25 protein-coding genes are annotated in these 25,821 nt (G+C 38.7%); 19 read left to right on the top strand and 6 right to left on the bottom strand.

Annotated features, from left to right (window positions below):
- The first annotated feature begins 38 nt into the window (after positions 1–38).
- The 6 genes from NV349_RS18795 (at position 39) to eno (ending at position 7,393) form a co-directional block, all read left to right on the top strand.
- On the top strand, positions 39–1,091 hold the full coding sequence (locus NV349_RS18795; protein ID WP_058844370.1) for a sugar-binding transcriptional regulator: 1,053 nt from the start codon (positions 39–41) through the stop codon (positions 1,089–1,091).
- Positions 1,092–1,217: 126 nt separating this feature from the next.
- Positions 1,218–2,234, top strand: a complete 1,017-nt coding sequence (gene gap, locus NV349_RS18790; protein WP_036124048.1) for a type I glyceraldehyde-3-phosphate dehydrogenase — start codon at positions 1,218–1,220, stop codon at positions 2,232–2,234.
- A 356-nt stretch (positions 2,235–2,590) separates the two neighbouring features.
- The gene (locus NV349_RS18785; RefSeq protein WP_249645968.1) at positions 2,591–3,775 is read left to right on the top strand and encodes a phosphoglycerate kinase; all 1,185 of its coding nucleotides are present in this window, start codon (positions 2,591–2,593) and stop codon (positions 3,773–3,775) included.
- Between the two features lie 27 nt (positions 3,776–3,802).
- Positions 3,803–4,564, top strand: a complete 762-nt coding sequence (tpiA, locus tag NV349_RS18780; RefSeq protein WP_036124043.1) for a triose-phosphate isomerase — start codon at positions 3,803–3,805, stop codon at positions 4,562–4,564.
- Positions 4,557–6,098, top strand: a complete 1,542-nt coding sequence (gene gpmI, locus NV349_RS18775; RefSeq protein WP_271910893.1) for a 2,3-bisphosphoglycerate-independent phosphoglycerate mutase — start codon at positions 4,557–4,559, stop codon at positions 6,096–6,098. Before tpiA ends, gpmI begins: the two co-directional genes overlap by 8 nt.
- A gap of 2 nt (positions 6,099–6,100) precedes the next feature.
- Positions 6,101–7,393: a phosphopyruvate hydratase gene (eno, locus tag NV349_RS18770; RefSeq protein ID WP_036124037.1), complete on the top strand. Its 1,293-nt coding sequence runs from the start codon at positions 6,101–6,103 to the stop codon at positions 7,391–7,393.
- A gap of 153 nt (positions 7,394–7,546) precedes the next feature.
- Here eno and dltD read toward each other — a convergent pair whose 3' ends face one another.
- The 6 genes from dltD to NV349_RS18740 all read right to left on the bottom strand — a co-directional run bounded on the left by dltD (position 7,547) and on the right by NV349_RS18740 (position 13,709).
- Positions 7,547–8,722: a D-alanyl-lipoteichoic acid biosynthesis protein DltD gene (dltD, locus tag NV349_RS18765; RefSeq protein WP_058844371.1), complete on the bottom strand. Its 1,176-nt coding sequence runs from the start codon at positions 8,720–8,722 to the stop codon at positions 7,547–7,549.
- Positions 8,719–8,952: a D-alanine--poly(phosphoribitol) ligase subunit 2 gene (dltC, locus tag NV349_RS18760; RefSeq protein ID WP_036121183.1), complete on the bottom strand. Its 234-nt coding sequence runs from the start codon at positions 8,950–8,952 to the stop codon at positions 8,719–8,721. The genes dltD and dltC overlap by 4 nt, the downstream gene beginning before the upstream one ends.
- Before the next feature lie 41 nt (positions 8,953–8,993).
- Positions 8,994–10,157, bottom strand: a complete 1,164-nt coding sequence (dltB, locus tag NV349_RS18755; protein ID WP_036121180.1) for a D-alanyl-lipoteichoic acid biosynthesis protein DltB — start codon at positions 10,155–10,157, stop codon at positions 8,994–8,996.
- Positions 10,154–11,629, bottom strand: coding sequence for a D-alanine--poly(phosphoribitol) ligase subunit DltA (gene dltA, locus NV349_RS18750; protein ID WP_271910891.1), 1,476 nt, complete (start codon positions 11,627–11,629; stop codon positions 10,154–10,156). Before dltA ends, dltB begins: the two co-directional genes overlap by 4 nt.
- A gap of 17 nt (positions 11,630–11,646) precedes the next feature.
- Complete coding sequence (locus NV349_RS18745) at positions 11,647–11,784, bottom strand: teichoic acid D-Ala incorporation-associated protein DltX (RefSeq protein WP_036121175.1); 138 nt, start codon at positions 11,782–11,784, stop codon at positions 11,647–11,649.
- A gap of 278 nt (positions 11,785–12,062) precedes the next feature.
- Entirely contained in the window at positions 12,063–13,709 is a 1,647-nt protein-coding gene (locus tag NV349_RS18740) for an alkaline phosphatase (protein ID WP_271910890.1), read from the bottom strand.
- Between the two features lie 990 nt (positions 13,710–14,699).
- Between NV349_RS18740 and NV349_RS18735 the strand changes: the two genes are divergently transcribed.
- The 13 genes from NV349_RS18735 (at position 14,700) to NV349_RS18675 (ending at position 25,808) form a co-directional block, all read left to right on the top strand.
- Positions 14,700–15,170 (top strand): flavin reductase family protein, encoded by a 471-nt coding sequence (locus NV349_RS18735; protein ID WP_036121167.1) that lies wholly within the window; start codon positions 14,700–14,702, stop codon positions 15,168–15,170.
- Between the two features lie 26 nt (positions 15,171–15,196).
- Positions 15,197–16,672: a 4-hydroxyphenylacetate 3-hydroxylase family protein gene (locus NV349_RS18730; RefSeq protein WP_036121163.1), complete on the top strand. Its 1,476-nt coding sequence runs from the start codon at positions 15,197–15,199 to the stop codon at positions 16,670–16,672.
- Between the two features lie 22 nt (positions 16,673–16,694).
- A complete protein-coding gene (locus tag NV349_RS18725) occupies positions 16,695–17,450 on the top strand; it encodes an IclR family transcriptional regulator (protein WP_036121159.1) in 756 nt (251 codons plus the stop codon).
- A gap of 25 nt (positions 17,451–17,475) precedes the next feature.
- Complete coding sequence (locus NV349_RS18720) at positions 17,476–18,030, top strand: 3-hydroxyanthranilate 3,4-dioxygenase (protein ID WP_036121155.1); 555 nt, start codon at positions 17,476–17,478, stop codon at positions 18,028–18,030.
- Entirely contained in the window at positions 18,021–19,052 is a 1,032-nt protein-coding gene (locus NV349_RS18715) for an amidohydrolase family protein (protein WP_036121153.1), read from the top strand. The genes NV349_RS18720 and NV349_RS18715 overlap by 10 nt, the downstream gene beginning before the upstream one ends.
- On the top strand, positions 19,027–19,488 hold the full coding sequence (locus NV349_RS18710) for a RidA family protein (RefSeq protein WP_036121150.1): 462 nt from the start codon (positions 19,027–19,029) through the stop codon (positions 19,486–19,488). Before NV349_RS18715 ends, NV349_RS18710 begins: the two co-directional genes overlap by 26 nt.
- Before the next feature lie 76 nt (positions 19,489–19,564).
- Entirely contained in the window at positions 19,565–21,031 is a 1,467-nt protein-coding gene (locus tag NV349_RS18705) for an aldehyde dehydrogenase (protein WP_058844375.1), read from the top strand.
- 14 nt (positions 21,032–21,045) lie between these two features.
- On the top strand, positions 21,046–21,825 hold the full coding sequence (locus NV349_RS18700; protein WP_271910888.1) for a 2-keto-4-pentenoate hydratase: 780 nt from the start codon (positions 21,046–21,048) through the stop codon (positions 21,823–21,825).
- 15 nt (positions 21,826–21,840) lie between these two features.
- Entirely contained in the window at positions 21,841–22,728 is an 888-nt protein-coding gene (locus NV349_RS18695; protein WP_036116775.1) for an acetaldehyde dehydrogenase (acetylating), read from the top strand.
- A complete protein-coding gene (dmpG, locus tag NV349_RS18690) occupies positions 22,725–23,738 on the top strand; it encodes a 4-hydroxy-2-oxovalerate aldolase (protein ID WP_058844378.1) in 1,014 nt (337 codons plus the stop codon). Before NV349_RS18695 ends, dmpG begins: the two co-directional genes overlap by 4 nt.
- Complete coding sequence (locus tag NV349_RS18685; RefSeq protein WP_271910887.1) at positions 23,738–24,508, top strand: 2-keto-4-pentenoate hydratase; 771 nt, start codon at positions 23,738–23,740, stop codon at positions 24,506–24,508. Before dmpG ends, NV349_RS18685 begins: the two co-directional genes overlap by 1 nt.
- 12 nt (positions 24,509–24,520) lie before the next feature.
- A complete protein-coding gene (locus tag NV349_RS18680; protein ID WP_036116769.1) occupies positions 24,521–24,706 on the top strand; it encodes a 2-hydroxymuconate tautomerase in 186 nt (61 codons plus the stop codon).
- Between the two features lie 40 nt (positions 24,707–24,746).
- A complete protein-coding gene (locus NV349_RS18675) occupies positions 24,747–25,808 on the top strand; it encodes a TRAP transporter substrate-binding protein (RefSeq protein WP_271910885.1) in 1,062 nt (353 codons plus the stop codon).
- Positions 25,809–25,821 lie beyond the last annotated feature (13 nt).

Genomic DNA, 25,821 nt, shown 5'->3' with positions numbered 1-25,821 from the left:
AAAATAACCCACAGCTATTAATAAGGGAGTAGATAAATATGTTCACTGTTCCAGAGGCACAACAAAGGCTACTTCCTGAATTGTATCCGCTTCTGCAATCAAGATATCGAATTTTACAAGCTGTTCAGCTCATGCAGCCAATCGGACGACGTACACTTGCCGATTCACTGAAAATGACAGAAAGAGAAATTCGTAAAGAAACTGATATTTTACGCGAGCAAGGGTTATTAGATTCACAAAAGTCGGGTATGGTATGTACAGATGATGGTGAAATAGTTATTGAAAAACTAAGAGCTATCGTTTACGAATGGTCTGGCTTAACTCAGCTTGCGAAAAAGCTGGAACAGCATTTTGGTATTGAGCGTGTAGTTGTAGTTCCTGGTGATTACAATGAAGACGATACGATTTTAACCTTACTTGGCAAAGAAGCGGCACTACAATTTATGTCTTCAGCCTTTGATGGGCAGGTAGTAGCTGTCACAGGTGGAAAATCCGTTGCGTCTCTTGCACAATTTTTACATCCTGGCGATATACAAAAGGATATTACATTTGTTGCTGCACGTGGAGGTATTGGACATGAAATGCAAATGCAAGCCAATACACTTGTTGCAACATTTGCCATGCAGATGGAGACACAGTACCGTACTTTATTTTTACCAGAGCATTTAAGTGAGCAAGCTTATCAAGCCATGTTAACAGAGCCTATGGTTACAGAAATGATGGCATTTTATGATCAAGCAGATTGTGTCATTCATGGAATTGGCTCCGCAGAGGAAATGGCGATTCGTCGTAATTCATCTCCTGAGGATTTACGAATTCTTGAGGAGAAGGGTGCTGTAAGTGAAGCTTTTGGCTATTATTTTAATGCAGAAGGTGAAATTGTCCATCGTATACGCACGATTGGTATTCAACTAGAGCAAGTACAAAATAGTCAGCAAGTTATTGCAGTGGCAGCGGGGAAACAAAAGGTTAATGCTATGCTTTCTTATTTTAAAGTAGCACCCAAGCAAACAATATTTATAACAGATGAAGCAGCTGCAAAAGCCATTGCGGCGAATTTATCTTCTATAGAAAACAACCATCTTAAATGATGGGGTAGTACCAAACTTATCACTCGATCTCAGAAAGTGGTGAAACACTTTTTGAATGAGCATAAAGCAAATTTAAAGTTTCTATTCATTAGAAACAGACATTACACATTATTGGAGGAATTAACAATGGCATTAAAATTAGCGATTAATGGATTTGGACGTATTGGACGTTTAGTATTTCGTGAGGCAATGAAGCATGATGAATTTGAAGTAGTAGCTGTAAACGACTTAACAGATGCTGGTCAGCTTGCACACTTATTGAAATATGATTCAGTCCACGGTATCTATGATGCTGAAGTCAATGCAGATGAAGATTCTTTCGTAGTAAATGGTCAACGCATAAAAGTTTATGCTGAAAAAGACCCTGCACAGTTACCATGGGGTGAGCTAGGTGTAGACGTAGTTCTTGAATGTACTGGACATTTCCGTTCAATGGAAGAAGTAGGCAAGCATATTGAAGCAGGTGCGAAGAAAGCTATTCTATCTGCACCAGCCAAAGGGGCAATGCCAACATTTGTTATGGGTGTAAACCACGAGGATTATAACCCAGCAACTGATGACGTAATCTCAAATGCTTCTTGTACAACAAACTGTCTAGCACCAGTAGCTAAAGTGCTTGATGAAAAATTTGGCATTGAACGCGGTATGATGACAACAATTCACTCTTACACAAATGACCAACGAATTTTAGACTTCCCACACTCTGACCCACGTCGTGCTCGTGCAGGTGCGGTATCTATGATTCCAACAACAACTGGTGCAGCAGTAGCTGTATCAAAAGTATTACCACAATTAAAAGGTAAGCTAGATGGCTTCTCTATGCGTGTGCCAACACCTAACGTATCATGTGTTGACTTAGTAGTAGAGCTAAAAGCAGACGTAACAAAAGAAACAATTAATGCTGTATTAAAAGAAGCTTCTGAAAATGAATTAAAAGGCATTTTAGATTACAATGAGCTACCATTAGTATCGATTGATTATAACGGTAACCACCATTCTTCTACTGTTGATGGCCTTTCAACAATGGTATTAGAAAACAAAATGGTGAAAGTTCTAGCTTGGTATGATAACGAAATTGGTTACTCTACTCGTTTAATGGATTTAGCTTTATACATTGCTGAACAAGGATTAAACCATAAATAAGTATCATATTTCGACATTTGGAGTAAAAAGTGTGACATATTACTGCTTTTTATGCACAAAAAGTATAGCCTTTATAATATCGAATAGATATAATATACAAGGGTAAAGAGAGTAAGGGATTTTACCCTTGCTCTCTTTTTATACAGGACAAGCAATTGCAAGACATAACACTTAACTTTTGCTACTATAAAAACAAGTATTAGGGTGCATTATCAAAAGTTGGAGATTGAAATTCTTTTAGCTGATGTGCCAAAAAAGTACCAAAGTGCCTTTTCAATTTAGCAAGCATGGTGTCGCGCCAAGATGGGTAAAACACAAGAATGTAAGACTAAAACAGCTTTGAAGGGAGTTTCTTCATGTTAAATAAGAAGACGATGAAAGATATTGATGTAAAGGGTAAACGCGTATTTGTACGTGTAGATTTTAATGTTCCAATGGCAGATGGTGCCATTACAGACGAAACGCGAATTCGTGCAGCTATTCCTACAATTGAGTATTTAGTAGAGCAAGGTGCGAAAGTTATTTTAGCCTCTCACTTAGGTCGTCCAAAGGGTGAAGTAAAAGAAGATATGCGTTTAACAGCAGTTGGTGTTCGCTTAGCACAATTAATGGGCAAGCCTGTTACGAAGCTGGATGAATCTATTGGTCAAGTGGTGGAAGAGGCTGTTGCTAGCATGCATGATGGGGATCTTCTTCTTCTGGAAAATGTGCGTTTCCATGCAGGTGAAGAGAAAAATGATCCAACATTAGCACAGCAATTTGCACAGCTAGCTGATATCTATGTCAATGATGCTTTCGGCGCAGCTCATCGTGCACATGCTTCTACAGAAGGAATTGCTAAGCATATTCCAGCTGTATCTGGTTTCCTTATGCAAAAGGAATTAGATGTACTCGGTAAAGCATTGTCGAACCCAGAGCATCCCTTTACAGCGATTATTGGTGGTGCCAAAGTAAAAGATAAAATTGGTGTTATTGAAAGCCTATTAGAGAAAGTAGATCACTTAATTATCGGTGGTGGTTTATCCTTTACATTCATCAAGGCACAGGGCTACGATATCGGTAAATCATTGTTAGAAGAAGATAAAATTGAGCTAGCAAAGTCCTTTATTGAAAAGGCAAAAGCAAAAGGCGTGCAATTACATATGCCAGTAGATGCTGTTGTGGCAAATGAATTTTCACAAGATGCTGAAACACAAATCGTTAATGTAGATGCTATTCCAGCTGATTGGATGGGTCTAGATATTGGACCAAAAACAGCTGCAAACTATGCAGAAGTTATTAAAAACTCTAAATTAATCATTTGGAATGGACCAATGGGCGTCTTTGAAATGGATAAATTTGCTAACGGCACAAAAAAGGTTGCTGATGCAATGGCAACAACAGCAGGCTATACAGTAATCGGTGGCGGTGATTCAGCAGCTGCTGTTGAAAAATTTGAAGTAGCAGATAAGATGGATCATATTTCTACAGGTGGCGGTGCTTCTCTAGAATTAATGGAAGGTAAAGAACTTCCAGGAATTGTAGCACTAAACGATAAATAAACTAACTAAACAATCGGAGGCAACATGATGCGTAAACCAATTATTGCGGGTAACTGGAAAATGTTTAAAACATTTGAAGAAGCTATTCAGTTTGTAGATGCAGTACAGGATAAACTTCCTACCAATGACAAAGTAGATGCTGTTGTTTGCGCACCAGCTCTTTACCTACCTACACTTGTGCAGGTTGCTAGTGAGTCAGAGTTGGCGATTGGTGCACAAACAATGCACTTTGAAAATGAAGGTGCCTTTACTGGTGAAATTAGCCCAGCCCAGCTAGCAAGTGTAGATGTTGACTATGTCATTTTAGGGCACTCAGAACGTCGTGAATACTACAATGAAACAGATGAAGCGATTAATAAAAAGGTAGCAGCAGCGCTTGCACATAATATCGTGCCAATTATTTGCTGTGGTGAAACGCTAGAGGAACGTGAGGCTGGCACGACAGAGCAAAAGGTGGCTGGACAAATTAAAGCGGCACTTGCTGGTTTTGATGCACAGCAAGTTGAGCATATGGTCATTGCCTATGAACCGATTTGGGCGATTGGTACTGGTAAAACTGCTACAGCAGACGATGCAAATCAAGTATGTGGAGCGATTCGTGCAGTTATCGAAGAGCTATATAATGCTGAAACGGCGAATGCTGTACGCATTCAATATGGCGGCAGTGTGAAGCCTGATAACATTCAGGAGCTTTTAACGAAAGAGCATATTGATGGTGCTTTAGTTGGTGGAGCAAGCTTACAGCCAGAATCTTACTTAACATTATTGGAGGCGGCAGCAAATGCCTAAAAAGCCAGTAGCATTAATTATTTTAGATGGCTTTGCATTTCGAGATGAAACATTCGGGAATGCAGTAGCACAAGCCAACAAGCCAAATTTTGATCGATATTGGAGTCAATATCCTCACGCTACATTAACTGCGGCGGGAGAAGCCGTTGGATTACCTGACGGCCAAATGGGGAATTCTGAGGTAGGGCACTTAAATATCGGTGCTGGACGAATTGTTTATCAAAGCTTAACACGCTTAAATAAATCGATTCGTGAAGGGGATTTCTTTACGAATCAAGCGTTTTTAGATGCAGTAGCATATGTAAAAGCTCATCACTCCAAGCTCCATGTTATGGGCTTATTATCAGATGGTGGTGTTCATAGTCATTATGAGCATATGTTTGCGCTATTAAAGCTAGCTAAACAGCAAGGATTAGATGAAGTTTATGTACATGGTTTCTTAGATGGACGTGATGTTGGTCCAACAACGGCATTAGACTATATCGAAGAAACAGAAAAACAAATGGCTGAAATGGGTATTGGTCAGTTTGCTTCGATTCACGGACGTTATTATGCAATGGATCGGGATAAGCGCTGGGATCGTGTCGCTCTCACGTACAATGTACTTGTTGATGGTGTTGGTCAAACAGCAGAAAGTGCAAAAAGTGGTGTAGCAGCATCCTATGAGCGTGAAGTAACCGATGAATTTGTGATTCCCTTCAGCATTCAAGAGCATGGTGAGCCAGTAGCAACAATTAGCGATCATGATGCAGTGATTTTCTTTAACTTCCGTCCTGATCGTGCTATTCAGCTATCCACAGTGTTCACAAATGAAGGATTTGATGGTTTTGCTGTATCTGCAAAGCATCCAAAGAATTTAAAATTTGTATCCTTCACACACTATAGTGATAACGTCAATGCACAAGTTGCTTATGAAAATGACAACTTAAAAAATACGATTGGTGAAGTACTAGCAATGAATGGGAAAACACAGTTACGCATTGCTGAAACTGAAAAATACCCACATGTTACATTCTTTATGAGTGGTGGACGTGAGGAAAAATTCCCAGGTGAAGAACGTATTTTAATTGCCTCTCCAAAAGTGGCAACATATGATTTAAAACCTGAAATGTCTGCCTATGAGGTAACAGAAGCCTTGCTTGCAGAAATTGCTGCTGAGAAATTTGATGGCATTATTCTCAACTTTGCCAACCCTGATATGGTGGGTCATAGTGGAATGCTTGAGCCAACGATTAAAGCGATTGAAGCGGTAGATGAATGTTTAGGCAAAGTAGTAGATGCTCTTCTTGCAAAAGGAGGCGCAGCTATTATTACAGCTGACCATGGTAATTCTGATGAAGTATTGACTTTAGCAGGTGAGCCTATGACAGCTCATACAACAAATCCTGTTCCAGTAATTGTGACAAAAGCAAATATAATGTTAAGAAATGGTGGTATTTTAGCCGATTTAGCACCAACCATGTTAGAATTATTAAAGGTGTCACAGCCTACTGAAATGACAGGACAATCATTAATTGAAAAAGAGGAGAATTAATTATGCCATTTATTACACAAGTTTATGCGCGCGAAGTTTTAGACTCACGTGGGAACCCAACAGTAGAGGTTGAAGTATTTACAGAATCAGGCGCATTTGGACGCGCAATCGTACCATCAGGTGCATCGACAGGTGAATACGAAGCGGTGGAATTACGCGATGGTGACAAATCTCGTTACCTAGGCAAAGGTGTATTAAAAGCAGTTGAAAATGTAAACACAATTATTGCGCAAGAATTAGAGGGTAACTATTCAGTTCTTGACCAAGTTGTCATCGACAAAGCTTTAATCGAGCTAGATGGCACAGAAAACAAAGGCAAGCTAGGTGCCAACGCAATTCTAGGTGTATCGATGGCAGTTGCACATGCTGCGGCAGATTATTTAGATGTACCTCTTTATCAATATCTTGGTGGGTTTAACTCTAAACAATTACCAGTACCAATGATGAACATTTTAAATGGTGGAGCTCACGCAGATAACAATGTAGACATTCAAGAATTCATGGTTATGCCTGTTGGGGCTGAATCTTTCCGTCATGCATTACGCATTGGCGCTGAGATTTTCCATAGCCTAAAAGCGGTTCTAAAAGCAAAAGGCTACAACACGGCAGTAGGTGATGAGGGTGGTTTCGCACCAAACCTTGGCTCTAACGAAGAAGCGATTACAGTTATCTTAGAAGCGATTGAAAAAGCAGGCTACAAACCAGGTGAAGAAGTTCGACTTGCTATGGACGTAGCATCATCTGAACTATTCAACAAAGAAGATGGCAAATATCACTTAGATGGTGAAGGTGTTGTGAAAACTTCTGAAGAAATGGTTGATTGGTACGAAGAGTTAACAAACAAATACCCAATCATTTCAATTGAAGATGGCTTAGACGAAAACGACTGGGCTGGCCACAAGCTATTAACAGATCGCATCGGTAGTCGTGTGCAATTAGTAGGTGATGACCTATTTGTAACAAATACGAAAAAATTATCGGCTGGTATTGAGCAAGGCGTAGGAAATGCAATCCTAATCAAAGTAAACCAAATCGGTACATTAACTGAAACATTTGAAGCAATCGAAATGGCGAAACGTGCTGGTTACACAGCTGTTATCTCTCACCGTTCTGGTGAATCAGAAGATGCAACAATTGCAGATATCGCCGTTGCTACAAATGCTGGTCAAATTAAAACAGGTGCTCCTTCACGTACAGACCGTGTAGCAAAATATAACCAACTTCTTCGCATTGAAGATCAACTTGGTTCAACAGCAGAGTTCCTTGGATTACAATCTTTCTACAACCTTAAATAATAGACAAAAAATGCCTCAAAGTTTATTGATACTTTGGGGCATTTCTTTTTGTGCCTATTGAAGTGGAAATCAACGGCTTTACTTTATGTCATTATAAAAGAAAAAAACTGTAGACAAACTCTCAATTTTTTTGAGTTTGTCTACAGTTCCTTTTTATGGCTGTGCCCAATGTTGGTCTAGTTCTTGATCGAGATAGACCCAGCCCTTCCAGGCAATATGAATCGTATCCATTATAAAATAAGGGTCATATTCATGGTCTGTAAAATCAACGTAGTCAACATTGGCAGCCTTTAATACTTGCTGCATCTTATCATAGTACTGCTGACGACGTTCCTCTGGATAGCCATTATAATCATACCAGTAGCCATTAACCGGAATGGATACGAATAATGGCTTGGCACCAGCATCTTTTAACACATCCATGACCAATTGAAAATCTTTATATTCCGGAGACTTCGTGTAATCCTCTTTCTTTCGCATTCCTTTAAACTTTGAAAAATTAGCATTAACAAGTCGCTGGTAAGCGCGATTTTCAATCATGTAGTCATTGGAAACACGTTTCTTTCCGTACGCCTCAGCATGCTGTAATTGCTGTTCAAAGCTTTGATTGGCAATGAGCTTGTCATTGCTTTTTAAGTGATGACCTTTACGTGGGAAAAGGGAATAATATAAATCCTTCTTTTCTAGCAATTCCTTATGGAAGCGCCCTGCCACCATCGCCAAACGTCCCGTAATCGGCTTTTCCTTACCGTTTGACATTTGATATTGATACATCGTTTTTAAGAGACGATCCCGCTCAACGGTATCAAATTCTAGCAGTCGTTCCATGGCGCGTTTACGAAGGTCGGCATCCATCTCTTGATTAAAAGCTAAATCATAGGCATGTAACATCGAATAATTCGGTGAAAAGTGAAATTCACCCATGCCCTTTTCTGTAAACCATTGTGGGGAGATGATGAAAACTAATTTTTTATCCTTTAAATTTCCCTCTTGAGCAGCAAAATTTAAAAAATGAGTAATGGACTGCATTCCCCCACGCCCAATCATAAATGTTGAATACGGCGCTTCAGATGCTCGCGCATAATTATAGGGATGGAAAGGGTCAAAACGATTTAATTCAGAGGAGCCATACAAAGGCATGGAATGAGGCTCCTGTAACATGCGTTCCTGTAAATACGTACCTTGAAAGACAAGTGGAGACATGTTTGTTTTGGCTTGCTCCACATCCTCATCGGAAATCCACGCCTTGATCCATGCATTCGGAAAGAAGACAAAGCCAGTAAAAAGAGCAAAGGCGATAAATAGAGAGAGAAAGCCTTTCTTCATCATTGTCTTTCAGCTAATTTCCCTACAATTCGATTCGGTGTATTCCATTCTTCACGATTAAAATCAGTTATAGGTACAGAAATATTAAAGCGGTTTTCAATTTCTACTAATAAATTAATTGTCCCAAACGAATCTAGCAAACCTTCTTCAAATAAATCAATATCTGGGTTCTCTACAATAATTTCATCTTCACATAACTCGACTAGCATTTCTAAAACTTGTTGTTGATCCATTAATAATTCTCCTTTATTGAACAGGCTCTTTCAGCCCTTGGTTAAAATAATTTGCCAGAAAAAATATAGAAGCCAAAGCATACGGCATTAAACGTAATGAAGACGCCAATAGCATGGGTCCACTTATTTTTAGGCCAGCGCTTATGCTTTTTATTCCAGCGTTCAAACTTATCAAAGCTAATAATTAATAGGGCATGATAGAGTCCGTAGACCACAAAGTGCCATTCTAGGCCATGCCAAATACCCATTAAAAAGAATAGTAAAAAGAAGCCTATATACGAAATAGCGAATTTATTTTTCAGCCACTTTTTCTTCGTCATCCAAAGCACAAAGCGCATATAGACGTAATCTCTAAACCAAAAGGAAAGACTCATATGCCAACGGTTCCAAAAGTCTTTAATATTGCGACTTGCGAATGGACGATTAAAGTTAATAGGCGTTTGTATGCCCATTATTCGGCTCACACCAACAGCAAATGCACTATAGCCAGCAAAATCAAAGAATAAGTAAAAGCTATACATATACATATACGCTAATTGCCCCTGGAAAGGTGTCAAATAGTTATACGTATGATTTGGCAAATAAATGAGGGTGTAGTTGTAAATTAAATACGCCAAAATAAATTTATATAAAAAGCCGACAAAGATATAGTTGAGCCCACTTAACAGCAGCTTTTGATAATCCTCCGAGGAAGGTACAGTATGAAAATCCTTTGTAAAACGTCGCCAGCGATCAATCGGCCCTGATGATACTGTAGGGAAGAATAGTAAGAAATACGCTAGCTCTATGACAGGAATTTTCTCTTTCATTAAGCCGTCACGGGTTTCTAAAATCATTTGCACTGCTTTAAATGTAATGTAGGACACACCAAGGAAGCCAAATAAATGATGTAATCCAAGAATCGGTAGTACCTTCACAAGGACAAGTGGTAATATCGACAAGAGTACAGCTATTATAAAGATTGTTCCACTATTTTGCTGAAGGCGGTAACGCTGATAAGCCACAATAAGGACTATCTGAAAGACCGTAAATAGAATGAGCGAAATGGACCCATTCAATGAATGTCCAAAGATAAGAGCTAAGACAATCAATGACACAAATAGATTATAGTATTTAGAAGATTTGCCTTGTAAACCCAATAGGATTGTTGGTAGTAATAAAAGTCCGATGATCACAAAGAATGCTATATTTCCATAAGGCGTCATACTGTTTCCATAACCGCCAATCCTTTACGATCAACCTTACCGTTCGGATTTAATGGTAAAGCGTCCATATATTTAAACGTTTTTGGTACCATATAAGCAGGCAAATACTCTGATAGAAGTGTTTTTAACTGCTTTGTCATTTTGAAGGGAGAGTCTGTTAATGGCTCGCGCAAAACAACATGTGCACTAAGCGAGATGATCTCCTTTTCTTTATAAATCGGTACAACAACACAGCTTGAAACGGGTGGTAGGTTGCTAATTTGTTTTTCAATTTCCTCAATTTCCAAACGATAACCATGTAGTTTAACCTGGAAATCCTTGCGCCCAGAAAAGAATAAATAACCATCCTGCTCATAGCCTAAATCACCTGTTAGATAGATGCGTTGTTCAGCTACTGTTGAAAAAACCTTCGCTGTTAAATCAGGCGCTCCCAAGTACCCTGCACTGACAGTTGGGCCTGAAATAACAATTTCACCATCTTCTAATAAAGCGACGTTCGGCTCCGTTATAGGGGCAATCGGTAATTGTTCAAAGCGTTCCACTAATGCTTTAGACACCTCTACATAGGATACCGCGACCGTTGTTTCCGTAGGACCGTATAAATTATAAATGGTAGCCTGTGGAAAGCGTGACATTAACTCTTTACATACCGCTATTGGTAAAACCTCGCCGCAAAATAAAAAAGTATCTAATGTCGGTATGAGCTGCTGGTTCCACTCTTTGTTCATTAAACACATCTTGGCGAAGGAAGGTGTAGAAGTCCAAACACGAGTATTCGACGTAGCTAAAGAATCAAATAATGCTTTAGGATTGGCGATTTCTTGCTGTGTAATCGCGTAAAGTGTGTGACCTCCAACAAGAGCCGGGTACAGATCCATGACAGATAAATCAAAGGAATAAGGCGCTTGATTTAAAAATACACCGTCGTCCTGTAAAGGGAAGTTTTCGTGCATCCAAGAGACAAAATGTGCTAAATTACTAGCTGTTATTTGGACACCTTTTGGTTGACCAGTTGAACCAGAAGTGTAAATAATATAATGGATTTCCTCGTTTTGCACCCATGTCGCTGATGATAGGGTAACGTCCTTTGAGGAACTCGCTAAGACATCACTCACCGCCATAACAGGGATATTCGTGAGCATGTGTAATGGCTCTGTTGTCAATAATAAACCTGCTCCAGATGCTTCTAAAATAAGCTGTAATCTTTCTATTGGCGTTGAAGAGTCAACAGGTACGTATGAGTGACCAGCTTTTACAGCACCTAAAAAGGCGACAATTTGTAGAGGGGACATATGTCCATAAACGACAATAGGTTGTTGTCTCCGCAAGTTAAGCTTCATCAGATAATCAGCTACATTATCCGATAAGTGCCAAAGCTCACCGTATGTTAAGGAAGCATGGTGCGTTTGATAAGCAGTTTTTTGTGGCTGCTGGAGGGCCACGCGTTCAATAGCTGCTAAAATACTTAACATTATAAAATCTCCTTTATTTAAAATTCCGTATATATAAATGGTCCAGCGTTCATATCATGGAAACCATGTATAAGAAACAGCAGTACCAAAACGATCAAATAAAATAGCGTCAAGGCAATAAAGCGCAAAGGCTCGTTATTTTTGATGGATTGCATTTGTCCACCTCCAATGAAAAAAGTATAGGATTAAATTTTCAAAAAATAGTAATTTACTAGTGAAAAATCCTTACCTTATGTTTTTAACACTGATTTGACGGAATGTGGAGAAAAATGTTGCTGAATTAAGGTGAATTCAGTAAATCATAAGATTAATTTAAGGTAAATTTAAGGTTATGGGGGAAAGTGTGGATTTTACAAACTATTGGTTGGTCTTTTTATGTAAAAAAAGCACGAACATAAGGGAATAATCTCAACTTATGTTCGCGCTATTGTTTTTATTTCACGGCATTCAAAACTTTTTTTGATACATAAAATTCAGAGCCATTATAGATATTTATTGTGTCAAATGTATGGGTCTTTACAGTGTTTGTTGAAGTTTGCTCATACAGCATTGTGTTTTTATTGACTGGGATTTTCACCATCACATCTGCCTTTTGTGCAATAAATGTTGGGTTTTCTTTATCGGATAAGTCAATTTTTGTTGTAAAGCCTTTTTCCGTAAATGCCTTTGTTGCTGGCACATATAAATCATTTGTAAGTGTATTTAAGTCAAAGCCCATGAATTGCGCCATTGTATGAGCTAAATCAGTGTTTTCTACTAGTCCTGTCAGCTTAGATGGACCGAATGAATATAAAAACACATCCTCACCGGTATGACCACCTGTCGTATAGCCAATGTTCGCACGATTTGCCAGCATTTTGACCATCTCACTGCCTAAGTCTTTAGAAAGTTTTAGTTTAGTCAATTCAGTCTTTGTTAATTGATCTAAGCCATAAAGGGCAGCCACTTCTTTTAAATTAGAACGGTCTTCTTTTAATTGACTTAATGCTCCCTCAACGGTCATGGACGCTTTTTTCAACGGATCAATGTAAGCAGAGACTGGAATACTGGAGTAGGTATTAGTCGTGTTGGCATTCCCCATCGTAATCCCGCTATTTCCATGGTCTGTTACGGCAATAACTAATGTATTGCCATCTTCCTTCGCAAAATTAACCGCTTCTTTTACAGCATCATCAAACGATAAAATATCGCTAATGATACCGATTGTATCGTTGGCATGTGCTGCCCAGTCGACCTTGCTACCTTCAACAAAGAGGAAGAAGCCGTCCTCATCCTTTTTTAGCGTATTGATTGCCTTGTTCGTCATTTCAGCAAGCGTAGGCTCGGATGCTCTTGTTTTAGCGCGATCTAAATCATAGGCAAGTGCACTTGGTGCAAAGCTTCCCCAAATTTTTGAAGACTGACTTTTGAATAGTTCATCACGTGTTTGAACTAAATCATAATTTTTTTCTTTCAGAACCTGGATTAAATCCTCGCCATCTTGACGGGCATTTTTTGTAGTTCCTGGTGACAGCGACTCTAAGCCACCACCTAAAACGACGTCAATATTTTGGTAAACTTGCTGTTCAGCAATATCACCATATTGACTTCTATTGTTAACATGCGCTGAAAAACCAGCTGGCGTTGCATGTTGAATTTCAGAAGTAGAAATCAGTCCAGTCGCCTTGCCCTTTTGTTTAGCTCCTTCTAGCACATTGGCTACAGGTCGGAAGGCATCTTGTTGAGAAATTTGTGCTAAACCAGGGGAATTAATCACGGATGGTAAAACGCCTACATATTTATCATTCGATTTATGACCAGTTGCTAAAGCCGTAGCAGCAGGCGCAGAATCTGTAATGGCTGATTCAGCAGAATACGTGCGCATAGCACCAGATAAAATCTCATCCATTGCTAAGCCCTCACCCTTATACCAACGAGAAAGGGTAACCGCATTATTACTGCTCCCATCCATTACAAGCATAATGACATTTGTCGGTTTCTTTACTTCGGCTGCTTCTACCTCTTGTTGTGGGATACTAACTGCGGATAACGTTACAGCACTTGCTAAAAACAATGAAGTCCATTTTTTTGCGTATTTCATGATTTTCCTCCTTTAAATGATTTCAATTGTAAGTGTAAAGGAAGGGTGTAAAGCTACTGTTAAATATTTGTTAATAAAATATGGTAATACTGTAAATGAAGAGATAAGAATGGAAGGAATCTGTGCGTTTATCACATGGATTCGATTGAGGCAGTATAAACTTTGGTGATGCTGTGAGCCGTCTAATTTAAGAACTTCATCCTCGATTAATACTTCTTCAACCGTTTAAATTTCAATTTTTGTTAAATAGCCAGCATTGTCATAGTCACTACAATAAATGGAGTCTTTGCATAAGCATAATTGGCACTAGTCGCAGCAAATAAATATCAGTAGTCCATAAATGACTTAACTTAGTTTTTCATCATGAAAGATGATACCAATGACCATTAACACTAACTTGCCAAATACACTTAACTTCTGCGCATTTAAAATCATTTGGTTCAACAGTGGGTTTGCTTAGTTTGAAAGCCGTAGCTAATGATGCCGCCAATAGGTAATTTTCATTGCCGATTAGTTCACTAAATATATGTTGCCTCAGAAGTATGTAAAAATGCTTTGGAGGCAACTTTTTATTACCGTGTATAGTACAAGTTCTATTAAATGGCAAGCCGTCACCATGCCATAGTTCAATTATTAATAAACAATGGCATGAAGCAATCTATATAGATATTTCCCTTTTTAGCTTATAAACAGGCGATAAATAGAAATATTTTTAGATTTTTCAGTTAATTCCAGTGTGAATCGATAAAAATATTGATATAGTTTTAGATAAAGAGAGTTCAAACGAAATATAACATATTAAACTAGTAGATTATCAAATCGAACAAAAATATCATTTTGTTAAAATAGATAAAAATGATTTTTTATAGAAAAAAGAGGTTTAAAGTAGAAAAATAATTTTATTTGATTTCACTATTTGAAATATAATGCATTTCAAGGAGAAGAGAAGTTGTTATGATACTGATAATAAATTAAAGGGGGGTGCTATAAATGGATACAAAATTACTTAGACAAACATTTGGAAAATTTCCTACAGGTGTGACGGTCGTTACTTGGTTTGATGGTGTGGGGATTAATGGGATTACAGTGAACTCATTTACTTCAGTTTCGTTAGAGCCTGCTCTAGCACTAGTATCTATTGATAAAAAAGCAAATGCGTTATCTCAAATGAAAAACAATGCATTTACAATTAATATTTTATCAGATCAACAGGAGTCTATAGCATGGCAGTTTGCAGGACGTAAGCAAGAAGGGCTTGAAATTACATGGATTAAAGATGGTATAGCTCCAAAAATTGAAGATGTTTGTGCTTTTATCGAATGTAAGCCATGGAAAGAAGTGGATGCGGGAGACCATGTTTTATTTATAGGAGAAATCCTTAATTTTGGACGCACTAATAGTGAAGCGCTTACATTTTTTGAAGGCAAGATGGGCTCGACAAAACAGTTCATACAACAATAGTTATTTAGTAGAGGGGATTATTAATTATGGGAATTAGAACAGGGCAACAATTTATGGATGCATTAAAGTCAAGAAACCCAGAAGTATGGCTAAATGGTCGTTTAGTAGAGAGTGTTTACGATGAACCCTATTTTCAACAACCAATTAAAGAAATTGCAAAGTTATATGATTTACAACATGATCCAAAATATCAAGAAGATTTAACGCATGTATGTGATGAAACAGGGGAGCGTGTAGCCACTTCATTCCTTTTTGCAAAATCCTACGAAGATATTATGAAACGTAGTAAAGCTTTTGAAGTAGTAGCTCGCCAAACTTTTGGCTTGATGGGGAGAACACCAGATTTTTTAAATACAGTGGTAACTTCTTTAGCACAAAATTCTTGGTTCTTGGCGAAATACAACCAAGATTGGGCTAAGAACATTGAAGCTTATTATCGCTATATACGAGATAATGATGTGTTCTTAACTCATGCCATTGTGAATCCACAAAATGACCGAAGTAAAGCATCACATGAACAGACAGATAAGTTTACGCACTTAGGTGTAGTAGAAGAACGTCCTGATGGATTAGTTGTCCGCGGAGCAAAAATGCTAGCAACATTAGCGGCGTTTACGGATGAAGTCATTATCTATTCATACCCAGGATTTGTACCAGGAGACGAGCGTTATGCATTAGCTTTTGCTGTACCGATTGATGTGAAAGGGTTAAAAATTATTTGTCGTGAACCCGTTCAAGATGGTACACGTTCAACATTCGATCATCCACTGGCTTCCCGCTATGAGGAAATGGATGCACTACTCATTTTTGAAGATGTATTAGTACCATGGGATCGTGTGTTTTTATATAACAACGTTGAGGCTGCGAACTTGCTGTATCCAATGACAGGTATTGCTGAACAGCCCGCACATCAGTCAGGGGTTAGAGGATACATTAAACTGGCATTTGCTGTAGAGGTAGCTTGTAAGGTTGCTGATTCGATTGGTGTAGATCAATATTTAAATGTGCAACGTGATCTCGGCGAATTAGTGCAATATGTAGAAGTCATTCGTGCATTGATTCGAACAGCGGAGCATGAATTTACGGTAACAGAGCATGGTGAAGCGCGATTAAATCCAGATGCTTTAGAGACCATTCGCGGCATGATGCCAGAAATATATCCGAGAGCCATTGAAGTCATGCAAACAATTGGGGCAGGCGGTTTGCTAATGATGCCAACTGAAGCTGATTTCTTAAATCCAGAGCTTCGTCCAAGCATTGATCGTCATTATGGTGGACGAGAAGGTGTAGATGCAGAACTAAGAATGAAAATCTTTAAGCTAGCCTGGGATTTATGTGGTGAAGGGTTTGGTATGAGAGCGCTTCAATACGAACGCTATTATACAGGAGATCCAATACGGAAACGTGCTATTTACTACAATAAATTTAAGAAACGGTACTCCTTTGATTTAGTTGAATCCATTCTTGCGAAAGAAGATGTAGGCGAGAAACAAACAGTATAAATTGAACTTGGAGGTGAAGCATTTGATTTCATCGGTAAAAAAAATCTCACGCATTATCGATTTATTTTTGGATGGCGAACCATCTTTAAGTAATAAAGAAATCGCAGAAAAGCTAAATTTACCTCCGAGTTCAGTCCATCATTTCTTAAAAACAATGTGTCAAGAAAGTATTCTCTTGCAAGGCAGTGATAAGCGTTACCGATTAGGCTGGAAAATTCTTGAGTGGAGTAACAAAGTTATGTATTACCAAGAAATTAATTTTGAAGCAGGCCCTATAATAAGTAATTTGGTTGCGCGTTTTAAAGGTACTTCACATATTGGGATGTTTGATAATGGGGAAGTTCGATTTGTATACAAGGCTATGTCTCCACATGCGGATATAGTACCAACATTTGTCGGTATGACTCGTTATCCTGCTTATTCAACAAGCATTGGGAAAGTATTATTAACGTATAATCCAGCATTTATGTTGCCGATGTTGGAAAAAGGCATGTTTAAGCAAACTGCCAATACTATCACCTCTGTAGATGATTTGAAAAAGGAGCTTGAAGTAGTTTATAAAAACGGCTATGCCATTAGCGATCAGGAAAATGCGTCCAATACTTATGGGGTTGCAGCACCTATTAAAACCTATAATGGTCAAGTTGTAGCAGCCCTTAACTTAGTAGGTGAAAAAAGTTATATGAACGGTAAGGATAAACAGGCAATTGTTCGTGAGGTAATTCGTTCAGCAGAACTAATTTCGAGACAACTAGGCTATATGACAATAAATTATTAAATTTAAAATTAGGAGGAATTCAATTATGTCCAATTCAACGCAAGTAAGTAAATTACAAGCCCGTTCTCAAAACATTTTTAAAATCATTGAGGAGAACAAGCATTTACTAAAACCGCCAGTGAATAATAAAGTGCTATGGGAAGACTCTGAGTTTTTAATTATGTTGCTTGGTGGTCCAAATGCTCGTCGTGAATTCCATGTTGACCCATCAGATGAACTATTCTATCAAATTAAAGGTTCTTGTTTTGTAGAGGTTATTAATGATGAAGGTAAACGTGAAGTAATTGAAGTGAAGGAAGGCGAAATGTTTATGCTACCAGCAAACGTCCCTCATTCACCACACCGCGTTGCAGACACATATGGAATTGTCGTGGAGAGAAAACGTAAAGAAGGCGAGTTAGAGGATTTAGTATGGCTATGCAGTGAATGTGACCATGAATTGTATCGTCTACGCGTACAAGTAACAAACATTGGGAAACAAATCTCAGATGGTATTGATTACTTCAACGCTTCTAAAGATTTACGTCAATGTGATAGTTGTGGACATGTAATGCCTGAGACTGTAAGTGAATGGCAATGAGAATCGATTTTCATACACATATTTATCCGAGAGATTTACCGAATTTTGCTAGTAAGTATGATAATGATAAGTGGCCTGTCTTAGAGCAAAAATGTTCTTGTGGAGCGGATATTATGGTAAGTGGTGAAGTATTTAGGGAAGTGACCAATCAAGTGTGGGACACAAAAAAACGCATTGAGGATATGGATCATGAGGGTGTAGATATGCAGGTTATTTCACCCGTACCTGTCACATTTTCTTATTGGGCACCTATTGAACAAGCGGTAGAGCTTGCACAATTCCAAAATAACTTTATTGCAGATGTTGTTAAAGCACATCCAGATCGTTTTATCGGCCTAGGAACTGTACCGTTGCAAGATGCAAAAGCGGCTGTTGTGGAGTTAAAACGGTGCAAAGAAATAGGTCTAGCCGGAATTGAAATTGGCACTAATATCAATGGAGAAAATTTGGACAGCGAGTATTTACTGCCATTTTTTGAAGCGGCAGAACAATATGAAATGCCGCTCTTTATTCATCCTTGGGAAACCTTAGCACAAGAGAGAACACCAAGACATAACTTTTTATATACAATTGGCATGCCGAGTGAAACAGCTTTAGCGGCAGCGAGCTTGGTGTGGAGTGGTGTAATGGAAAAGTGTCCGAATTTAAAGGTTTGTTTTGCCCATGGTGGCGGATCATTCCCTTATATTCTTCCACGTCTAGACCAAGGTTGGGATGTTTGGCCAAGCCTTAGACGTACAAAATATCCTCCAAGCCACTACACGAAAAATTTTTACTTTGATTCATTAGTATATGAATCACAAAATCTACATTACTTAATTGAACGTTTTGGCCATGAGAAAATTATGATGGGATCAGACTATCCATTTTTACTAAGAGAAATTAACCCTGGAAAAATCATAGATGAAACCTTGGACTTATCAGAAGAAGTACGTAAAGCCATTCTAGGTGAAAACGCTATGTCATTTTTAAATGTAGAAAGGAGCAGGGTTCTAAATGGTAAATCAAGTGAAAACGCCTGAAGAACGCTTGCAAGAGCTTGGAATAGAACTTGCTGAGCCAAGGGAAGCAGTTGGAAATTACGTTGGTTGTGTACGAACAGGTAATTTAATTTTTACATCAGGTCAAGGTGTCGATCAGTATCATGGCAAATTAGGTGAAGATTTAACAGTAAATGATGGCTATGCAGCTTGTCGCCAATCGATGATTAACCTGTTATCTGTATTGAAATCTGAATTAGGTGATTTATCGAAGGTGAAGCGTATTGTAAAAATTTTAGGAATGGTCAATTCTACGCCTGATTTTACACAACAGCCAAAAGTTATGAATGGTGCATCAGATTTATTAGTGGATGTTTTTGGAGAACGAGGAAAACATGCCCGTTCAGCAGTTGGGATGGCCCAACTTCCTAATAATACAGCCATTGAAATAGAAATGGTTGTTGAAATTTCAGAATAATCAAAAAGCGACTTTGAGAAAAAGGTAAAACACTCTTTTTCTTAAAGTCGCTCCATAATTGAGGGAGTGAAAAGTGATGCAACATGCAACGTTTAAAACGAAAAGTATTAATTGTCGTAATTTCATAAACGGTGAATTCATTGACGCTATAGATGGGAAAGTGTTTGAAAATATAAATCCTGCTACAGAAGAAGTCATTGGATGGGTAGCAGAAGCGACTAGGGAAGAAGTCGATGCAGCAGTACAATCTGCAAAAGCTGCTTTGAAAGGACCGTGGGGAAAATTCACTGTCAAAGAGCGCTCTCTACTGTTACGACGTATTGGCGACCTCATTTTAGAAAATGTTGAAGAACTTGCTGCTTTAGAAACGATAGATACAGGCAAACCGTATCATTTAGCGATAGAAATGGATATTAAACGTGCAGCACATAATTTCCACTTCTTTGCGGATTACGTTACTTCACTTGGCAATGAATCTTATAACCAAGACAATATGGCACTTCATTATTCAGTGACACGACCAGTAGGTGTCGTGGCTATGATTAATCCTTGGAATTTACCATTACTACTTTTAACTTGGAAATTAGCCCCTTGCTTAGCAGCAGGTAGTACTGCTGTCATGAAACCGGCGGAGCTTACACCAATGACAGCTACTCGCTTGGTTGAATTATGTCAAGAAGCGGGGATACCAGATGGTGTTGTAAATTTAGTTCACGGTTTTGGTGGGAATTCAGCAGGTGCTTTTCTATCAGAACACCCTGATGTAGATGCTATTACATTTACAGGGGAAACTAAAACAGGCACTACTATTATGAAGGCTGCTGCCCCTACATTGAAAAAAGTTTCATTTGAATTAGGGGGCAAAAATCCTACTATTATTTTTAAAGATTCGGACCTAGATGAAGTTCTTGCAACAACGTTAAAATCAAGCTTTACAAACCAAGGGCAAGTGTGTCTCTGTGGTTCTCGTATATATGTAGAACGTGATATTTATAAAGAATTTGTGGAGAAATTTGTAGCTCGTACAAAAGAATTAAAAATTGGAGATCCATTTGATGCAACGACAGATATCGGCTCTGTCGTAGGGAAAGAGCATTATGAAAAAGTAATGGGTTACATTCAAATTGCCAGAGAAGAGGGTGGCAATATTCTTACAGGCGGTGGTCGCCCAGCTACTATCGATAAAGGCTACTATATTGAGCCAACAATTATTACCGATTTAACGGATCAGGACCGTTGTGTACGCGAAGAAATTTTTGGCCCAGTTGTTACAGTATTACCTTTTGATACAGAAGACGACGTGATTTCCCGTGCAAATGATACAAATTACGGCTTAGGTGCAACTATTTGGACAAATGATTTAAGACGTGCACATCGTGTTGCAGGTCAAATTGAGTCAGGCATCGTTTGGGTAAATACATGGTATTTAAGAGATCTTCGAACACCATTTGGTGGGATGAAACATAGCGGAATCGGGCGTGAAGGTGGCGCACACAGCTTTGAATTCTACTGCGAGGTCTCAAACGTAACAATTAAATTATAACTTGGGGGGAAAGCATGGTAGTGAATCTAATTGAATGGTCTAACAAATTATTAGAAGCAGAAAGAACACGCATTGGCATTGAGCCGATTACTCAATCAGCTAAAGATATTTCATTGAAAGATGCTTACTCCATTCAACTTGAAATCGTTAATAGGAAGTTACTGAACGGCCATAAAATTACAGGTAAAAAAATTGGTTTGACATCTTTAGCAATGCAAAATCTATTAAACGTGGATGAACCAGATTATGGGCATCTTTTATCGAATATGGAAATTACAGAAGGAAAAACCGAGCGATCAAGTTATTTAAAGCCGAAAGTCGAAGGCGAAATTGCGTTTGTACTGAAGTCTCCTTTAAAGGGACCTAATGTCACTGTTAAGGAGGTACTTGAAGCAACAGATTATATTGTAGCTAGTCTTGAAATCGTAGATAGTCGCATTGCCAATTGGCAAATAAAATTGCTCGATACCATTGCAGATAATGCTTCCTCTGCAAAATACGTACTAGGTCAAGTGAAACGTGAGGTCTTCAATGTTGACTTACCAGCAATCGAAATGCAGCTTTATAAAAATGGAGCGTTTATGAATGAAGGAAAGGGAGAAGATGTTTTAGGCAATCCAGCAAGTTGTGTCGCTTGGCTTGTAAACCGTCTAGCAGATTTCGATATTGGTGTTGAAGCAGGAGAAGTTATATTATCAGGTGCTTTATCGGCAGCATTGGATGCTGAACAAGGTGATAAGTTCACAGCCGACTTCGGTGAACTATTAGGTACAGTCGAACTAGAGTTTGTGTAAAGGGAGGAAGCTACCATGACAAAAATGAAAGTGGGCATTATTGGTTCAGGTAATATTGGTACGGATTTAATGATGAAAATTCAAAGATCTCCGTACTTAGAGATGTCAGTACTTATTGGCATTGATCCTGAATCAGATGGCTTAAGACGTGCACAAGAGGCAGGTTTTCAGACGATTTCCAATGGGATTGAAGGATTTCTAGAGCAACCACATTTGGCGGATATTTTATTTGATGCAACATCAGCAAAGGCACATATTGCTCATGTGAAAGCTTTACAAGGTTTAAACAAAAGACTAATAGATTTAACGCCAGCCGCTGTAGGTCCATTTGTTGTACCGACGGTGAATTTGACAGAGCATATGGAAAAGCCTGTTGTAAACATGATTACGTGTGGAGGTCAGGCGACGATACCAATCATCTACGCCATTAGCCGTGTACAAAGTGTTGATTACGCTGAAATTGTTGCAACAATTGCTTCGAAAAGTGCAGGTCCAGGAACACGAGCTAATATCGATGAATTTACAGAAACAACATCCAATGCAATTGAGCTGATTGGCGGTGCAAAAAAAGGAAAGGCAATTATTATTTTAAACCCAGCAGAGCCACCTTTATTGATGCGTGATACGGTGTTATGTCTCCTTGAAGAAGAAGCGAATACGGAAGAGATTATTAAATCCGTAAAAAATATGGTCGCAAAAGTAAATGAATATGTACCAGGTTATCGCTTGAAGCTAGATCCGATTGTAGATGGAAAGAAAGTTACCGTATTTATTGAAGTAGAGGGATTGGGAGATTATTTACCGATCTATGCTGGAAATTTGGATATTATGACGGCCGCTGGATTGAAGGTGGCTGAAGAAATGGCAAAAACAATGAGCGTTAGGGAGGTGGAAGTGCGATGAGTCAAATCTATTTAACAGAGGTTGCACTTCGTGATGGTAGCCATGTGGTTGCCCATCAATTTTCTTCTGAGCAAGTTCGTTATGTAACGAAGCAATTAAGTGAAGCCGGTGTACCGTATATTGAAGTCACGCATGGAGATGGTTTAGGAGGCTCGTCCCTTCAATATGGTTTTTCTAAAGAGCATGATATTGCGTTAATTAGAGCGGCAGCAGAAGTTGCTGGAGATTCTAAAATAACGGTTTTGCTTATTCCTGGAATTGGCACAATACATCATTTGAAAGAGGCTTATGAGGCAGGTGCTCGAGTTGTTCGTGTTGCTACACATGTAACGGAGGCAGATGTATCAAAGCAACATATTGAAACAGCGAAAGCACTAGGGATGGAGGCATTTGGGTTTTTAATGATGTCACATTCTGCATCACCTGAAAAAGTATTAGAGCAGGCGTTGTTAATGGAATCATATGGGGCTGATGCCGTGTATGTTACGGACTCAGCAGGGGCTATGCTACCGTCTGATGTACAGAATCGTATTCGTTTATTACGTGCTCATTTAAACATTGAGATTGGTTTTCATGCGCATAATAATTTGTCTCTGGCTGTTGCCAATACACTTGTAGCGATTCAAGAAGGTGCTACACGTATCGATGGCAGTATTTGCTGTTTAGGTGCAGGAGCAGGCAATACACAAACTGAGGTATTGGTCGCAGTATTAAATCGCATGGGTATTGAAACAGGCATAGATTTATACCAAATACTCGATCTGGCTGATTATGTTCGTGCCAATATTTTGCCACATCCACAAGATATTACGACAGGTAGTTTAGTAATGGGCTATGCAGGCGTATATTCGAGCTTTTTACGTCATGCCCATATAGCTGCTGAAAAAGTGGGTGTTGATGCTAGAGATATTTTAGTAGAGTTAGGCAAATTAAATGTTGTAGGTGGACAAGAGGATACGATCATTGAAGTAGCACAAAAAATTGCACAACAGAAAGTGGGGAGTGCATAGTGTCTTTATTTGAATATGCTGAGCGGGTGGCGGAAGCACAAGCAACAAAAGAGGCAGTTGAAAAGATTACTAACTCAAAACCAAATTTGACAGTAGAAGAAGCCTATGAGATTCAAAAAATTAGTATGGAAAAAACGATGACAGCTGACAATCGGTTTATCGGTTGGAAAATGGGTCTAACAAGCATTGCTAAACAGCAACAAGTAGGGGTGGATTCTCCAATTTATGGGCGTTTAACCTCACAAATGAATCTTAGGACAAATGAAATTATAGCTGCTGAATATATTCATCCACGTGTGGAAGCAGAGGTAGCCTTTGTTTTTAAAAAAGAGCTACAAGGTGCGGATTTAACACCATTAGAAGTATGGGATGCGATTGAAAACGTATTTCTAGCACTTGAAGTCATTGACAGTCGCTATAAAAACTTTTCATTTACTTTACCTGATGTAATAGCTGATAATGCTTCTTCATCGAAAATTTGGCTGAGTGCGCAAGCATTTTCACCTTATACATGTGATTGGGCTTCTATAGAAGTCATTTTGAAACAAAATGGAGAAGAGAAACTACATGGTACAGGAGCTGCGGTACTTGGTCATCCCATTTATTCGGTCATTGAATTATTAACGATGTTAGCAAAAGAAGGTAGAGGTATTTTGCCTGGTCAACTCGTTTTAACAGGTGGCATAACAGATGCAATTCCAGTAAAAGCTGGTGATGAAATAGAAGCAGACTATGGGACACTTGGCAAGCTAACATTAGTTGTGAAGTAGCGGGGACTAAATATGCCAATTGTTCAAATTCAGTTATTAGAAGGACGGTCTGTGGAGCAAAAGAAAAAAATTATACAAGAAGTTACAACTACCATTGTTCAAACGGCACGAGTTCCAATTGATAGTGTAAGAGTTATTTTAATAGAAGTGCCACCCGTTCATTGGGGAATTAGTGGAAAGACGAAGGCGGAGCCATAACCAATGCAACATATTAAATCAAAAATAGAGGGGATATTTTATGATAAAAAAACCGCTAAAGTTTATGCTAGTTAGTTGTTTATTCGCACTTTTATTCGTTTTGGCAGCTTGTGGTAACTCAAACACAACAAATGAAACAGATGCAAAGACGGACAATAAATCAGCTGTGTCAGCAACTAGTTCGGATGAAGATATTCCAAAGAAGAAATTTAAGCTTGCCCATATTACATCAACAGATCATATGTGGCATAAAGCTGCTGAAAAATTTAATGAAGAATTAAAGGCACGCTCAGATGGCAAAATGGAGCTTGAAATTTACCCTGCAAGTCAATTAGGGACTGAAGCGGATATGGCACAACAAGTAGAGGCAGGCTCGATAGACTTTGCTTTTATTACAGCCGCTTTTTTAAGTACGCGTACACCTGAGATGGCCGCGTGGTTCGCACCATACATGTTTGAAAATTTACAAGAAGCTTCAGATGCAAGTCATACTGATATTGCACGTGAGATTTTAGGAGAAATAGAAGGAACGGGCTTAAAAGGGTTAGATTATCTATTCGCTGGTCAACGTACGATGGTATTGAAATCAAAAGAAGTTAAAAAGGCTTCGGATTTAGCAGGTTTAAAAATGCGAGTAACACCAAGTCCGCCGCTCCAAAAATTTTATAAAGATGCGGGAGCTGCACCAGAAGGATTACCATTACCAGAAGTATATTCAGCATTACAAACAGGCGTTATTGACGGAATGGATATGGACTTAGATGCGACAATCACAAATAAATACTCCGAAGTAGCCAAATATGTAGCTGTAACAAATCACATGGTATGGCCATCAATTGTCGTAGCAAATGAGGGAATGTTTGATGGATTATCTGAAAATGCTCAAAAAATCATTATTGATTCCTTACAAGCAACAATAGCTTATGCAGTAGAAACACGAACTGGACAAGAAGAAGAATTCAAAAAAGAACTTGCCAGTCAAGGAGTGACTGTTTATGAGTTAGGGGCAGATGTATTTAAAGAGCAAATCGAAGCATTTGACGCCGAGTATAGTGCAAAATCTGCTTTAATTAAACAGTTTATTAATGAATTCCGTAAGTAAATGGGGGAATGGC

It is taken from the genome of Lysinibacillus sp. OF-1, assembly GCF_028356935.1.
In the GTDB taxonomy this organism is placed as follows: Bacteria; Bacillota; Bacilli; order Bacillales_A; family Planococcaceae; genus Lysinibacillus; species Lysinibacillus fusiformis_D.
The sequence above is the reverse complement of the archived record's forward strand: the minus strand, read 5'-3'. Positions and strand labels throughout refer to the sequence as shown.

Bases quoted from the DNA above. Each gene is read 5' to 3' on its own strand.
- NV349_RS18785 (WP_249645968.1), top strand. From the start codon at position 2,591: ATGTTAAATAAGAAGACGATGAAAGATATTGATGTAAAGGGTAAACGC.
- NV349_RS18795 (WP_058844370.1), top strand. From the start codon at position 39: ATGTTCACTGTTCCAGAGGCACAACAAAGGCTACTTCCTGAATTGTAT.
- NV349_RS18705 (WP_058844375.1), top strand. From the start codon at position 19,565: ATGCAACATGCAACGTTTAAAACGAAAAGTATTAATTGTCGTAATTTC.
- NV349_RS18710 (WP_036121150.1), top strand. From the start codon at position 19,027: ATGGTAAATCAAGTGAAAACGCCTGAAGAACGCTTGCAAGAGCTTGGA.
- eno (WP_036124037.1), top strand. From the start codon at position 6,101: ATGCCATTTATTACACAAGTTTATGCGCGCGAAGTTTTAGACTCACGT.
- dltA (WP_271910891.1), bottom strand. From the start codon at position 11,629: ATGTTAAGTATTTTAGCAGCTATTGAACGCGTGGCCCTCCAGCAGCCA.
- NV349_RS18740 (WP_271910890.1), bottom strand. From the start codon at position 13,709: ATGAAATACGCAAAAAAATGGACTTCATTGTTTTTAGCAAGTGCTGTA.
- NV349_RS18715 (WP_036121153.1), top strand. From the start codon at position 18,021: ATGGCAATGAGAATCGATTTTCATACACATATTTATCCGAGAGATTTA.
- dmpG (WP_058844378.1), top strand. From the start codon at position 22,725: ATGAGTCAAATCTATTTAACAGAGGTTGCACTTCGTGATGGTAGCCAT.
- NV349_RS18680 (WP_036116769.1), top strand. From the start codon at position 24,521: ATGCCAATTGTTCAAATTCAGTTATTAGAAGGACGGTCTGTGGAGCAA.
- gap (WP_036124048.1), top strand. From the start codon at position 1,218: ATGGCATTAAAATTAGCGATTAATGGATTTGGACGTATTGGACGTTTA.
- gpmI (WP_271910893.1), top strand. From the start codon at position 4,557: ATGCCTAAAAAGCCAGTAGCATTAATTATTTTAGATGGCTTTGCATTT.
- NV349_RS18735 (WP_036121167.1), top strand. From the start codon at position 14,700: ATGGATACAAAATTACTTAGACAAACATTTGGAAAATTTCCTACAGGT.
- NV349_RS18675 (WP_271910885.1), top strand. From the start codon at position 24,747: ATGATAAAAAAACCGCTAAAGTTTATGCTAGTTAGTTGTTTATTCGCA.
- dltC (WP_036121183.1), bottom strand. From the start codon at position 8,952: ATGGATCAACAACAAGTTTTAGAAATGCTAGTCGAGTTATGTGAAGAT.
- NV349_RS18730 (WP_036121163.1), top strand. From the start codon at position 15,197: ATGGGAATTAGAACAGGGCAACAATTTATGGATGCATTAAAGTCAAGA.
- NV349_RS18700 (WP_271910888.1), top strand. From the start codon at position 21,046: ATGGTAGTGAATCTAATTGAATGGTCTAACAAATTATTAGAAGCAGAA.
- NV349_RS18720 (WP_036121155.1), top strand. From the start codon at position 17,476: ATGTCCAATTCAACGCAAGTAAGTAAATTACAAGCCCGTTCTCAAAAC.
- tpiA (WP_036124043.1), top strand. From the start codon at position 3,803: ATGCGTAAACCAATTATTGCGGGTAACTGGAAAATGTTTAAAACATTT.
- dltD (WP_058844371.1), bottom strand. From the start codon at position 8,722: ATGATGAAGAAAGGCTTTCTCTCTCTATTTATCGCCTTTGCTCTTTTT.
- NV349_RS18745 (WP_036121175.1), bottom strand. From the start codon at position 11,784: ATGCAATCCATCAAAAATAACGAGCCTTTGCGCTTTATTGCCTTGACG.
- dltB (WP_036121180.1), bottom strand. From the start codon at position 10,157: ATGACGCCTTATGGAAATATAGCATTCTTTGTGATCATCGGACTTTTA.
- NV349_RS18695 (WP_036116775.1), top strand. From the start codon at position 21,841: ATGACAAAAATGAAAGTGGGCATTATTGGTTCAGGTAATATTGGTACG.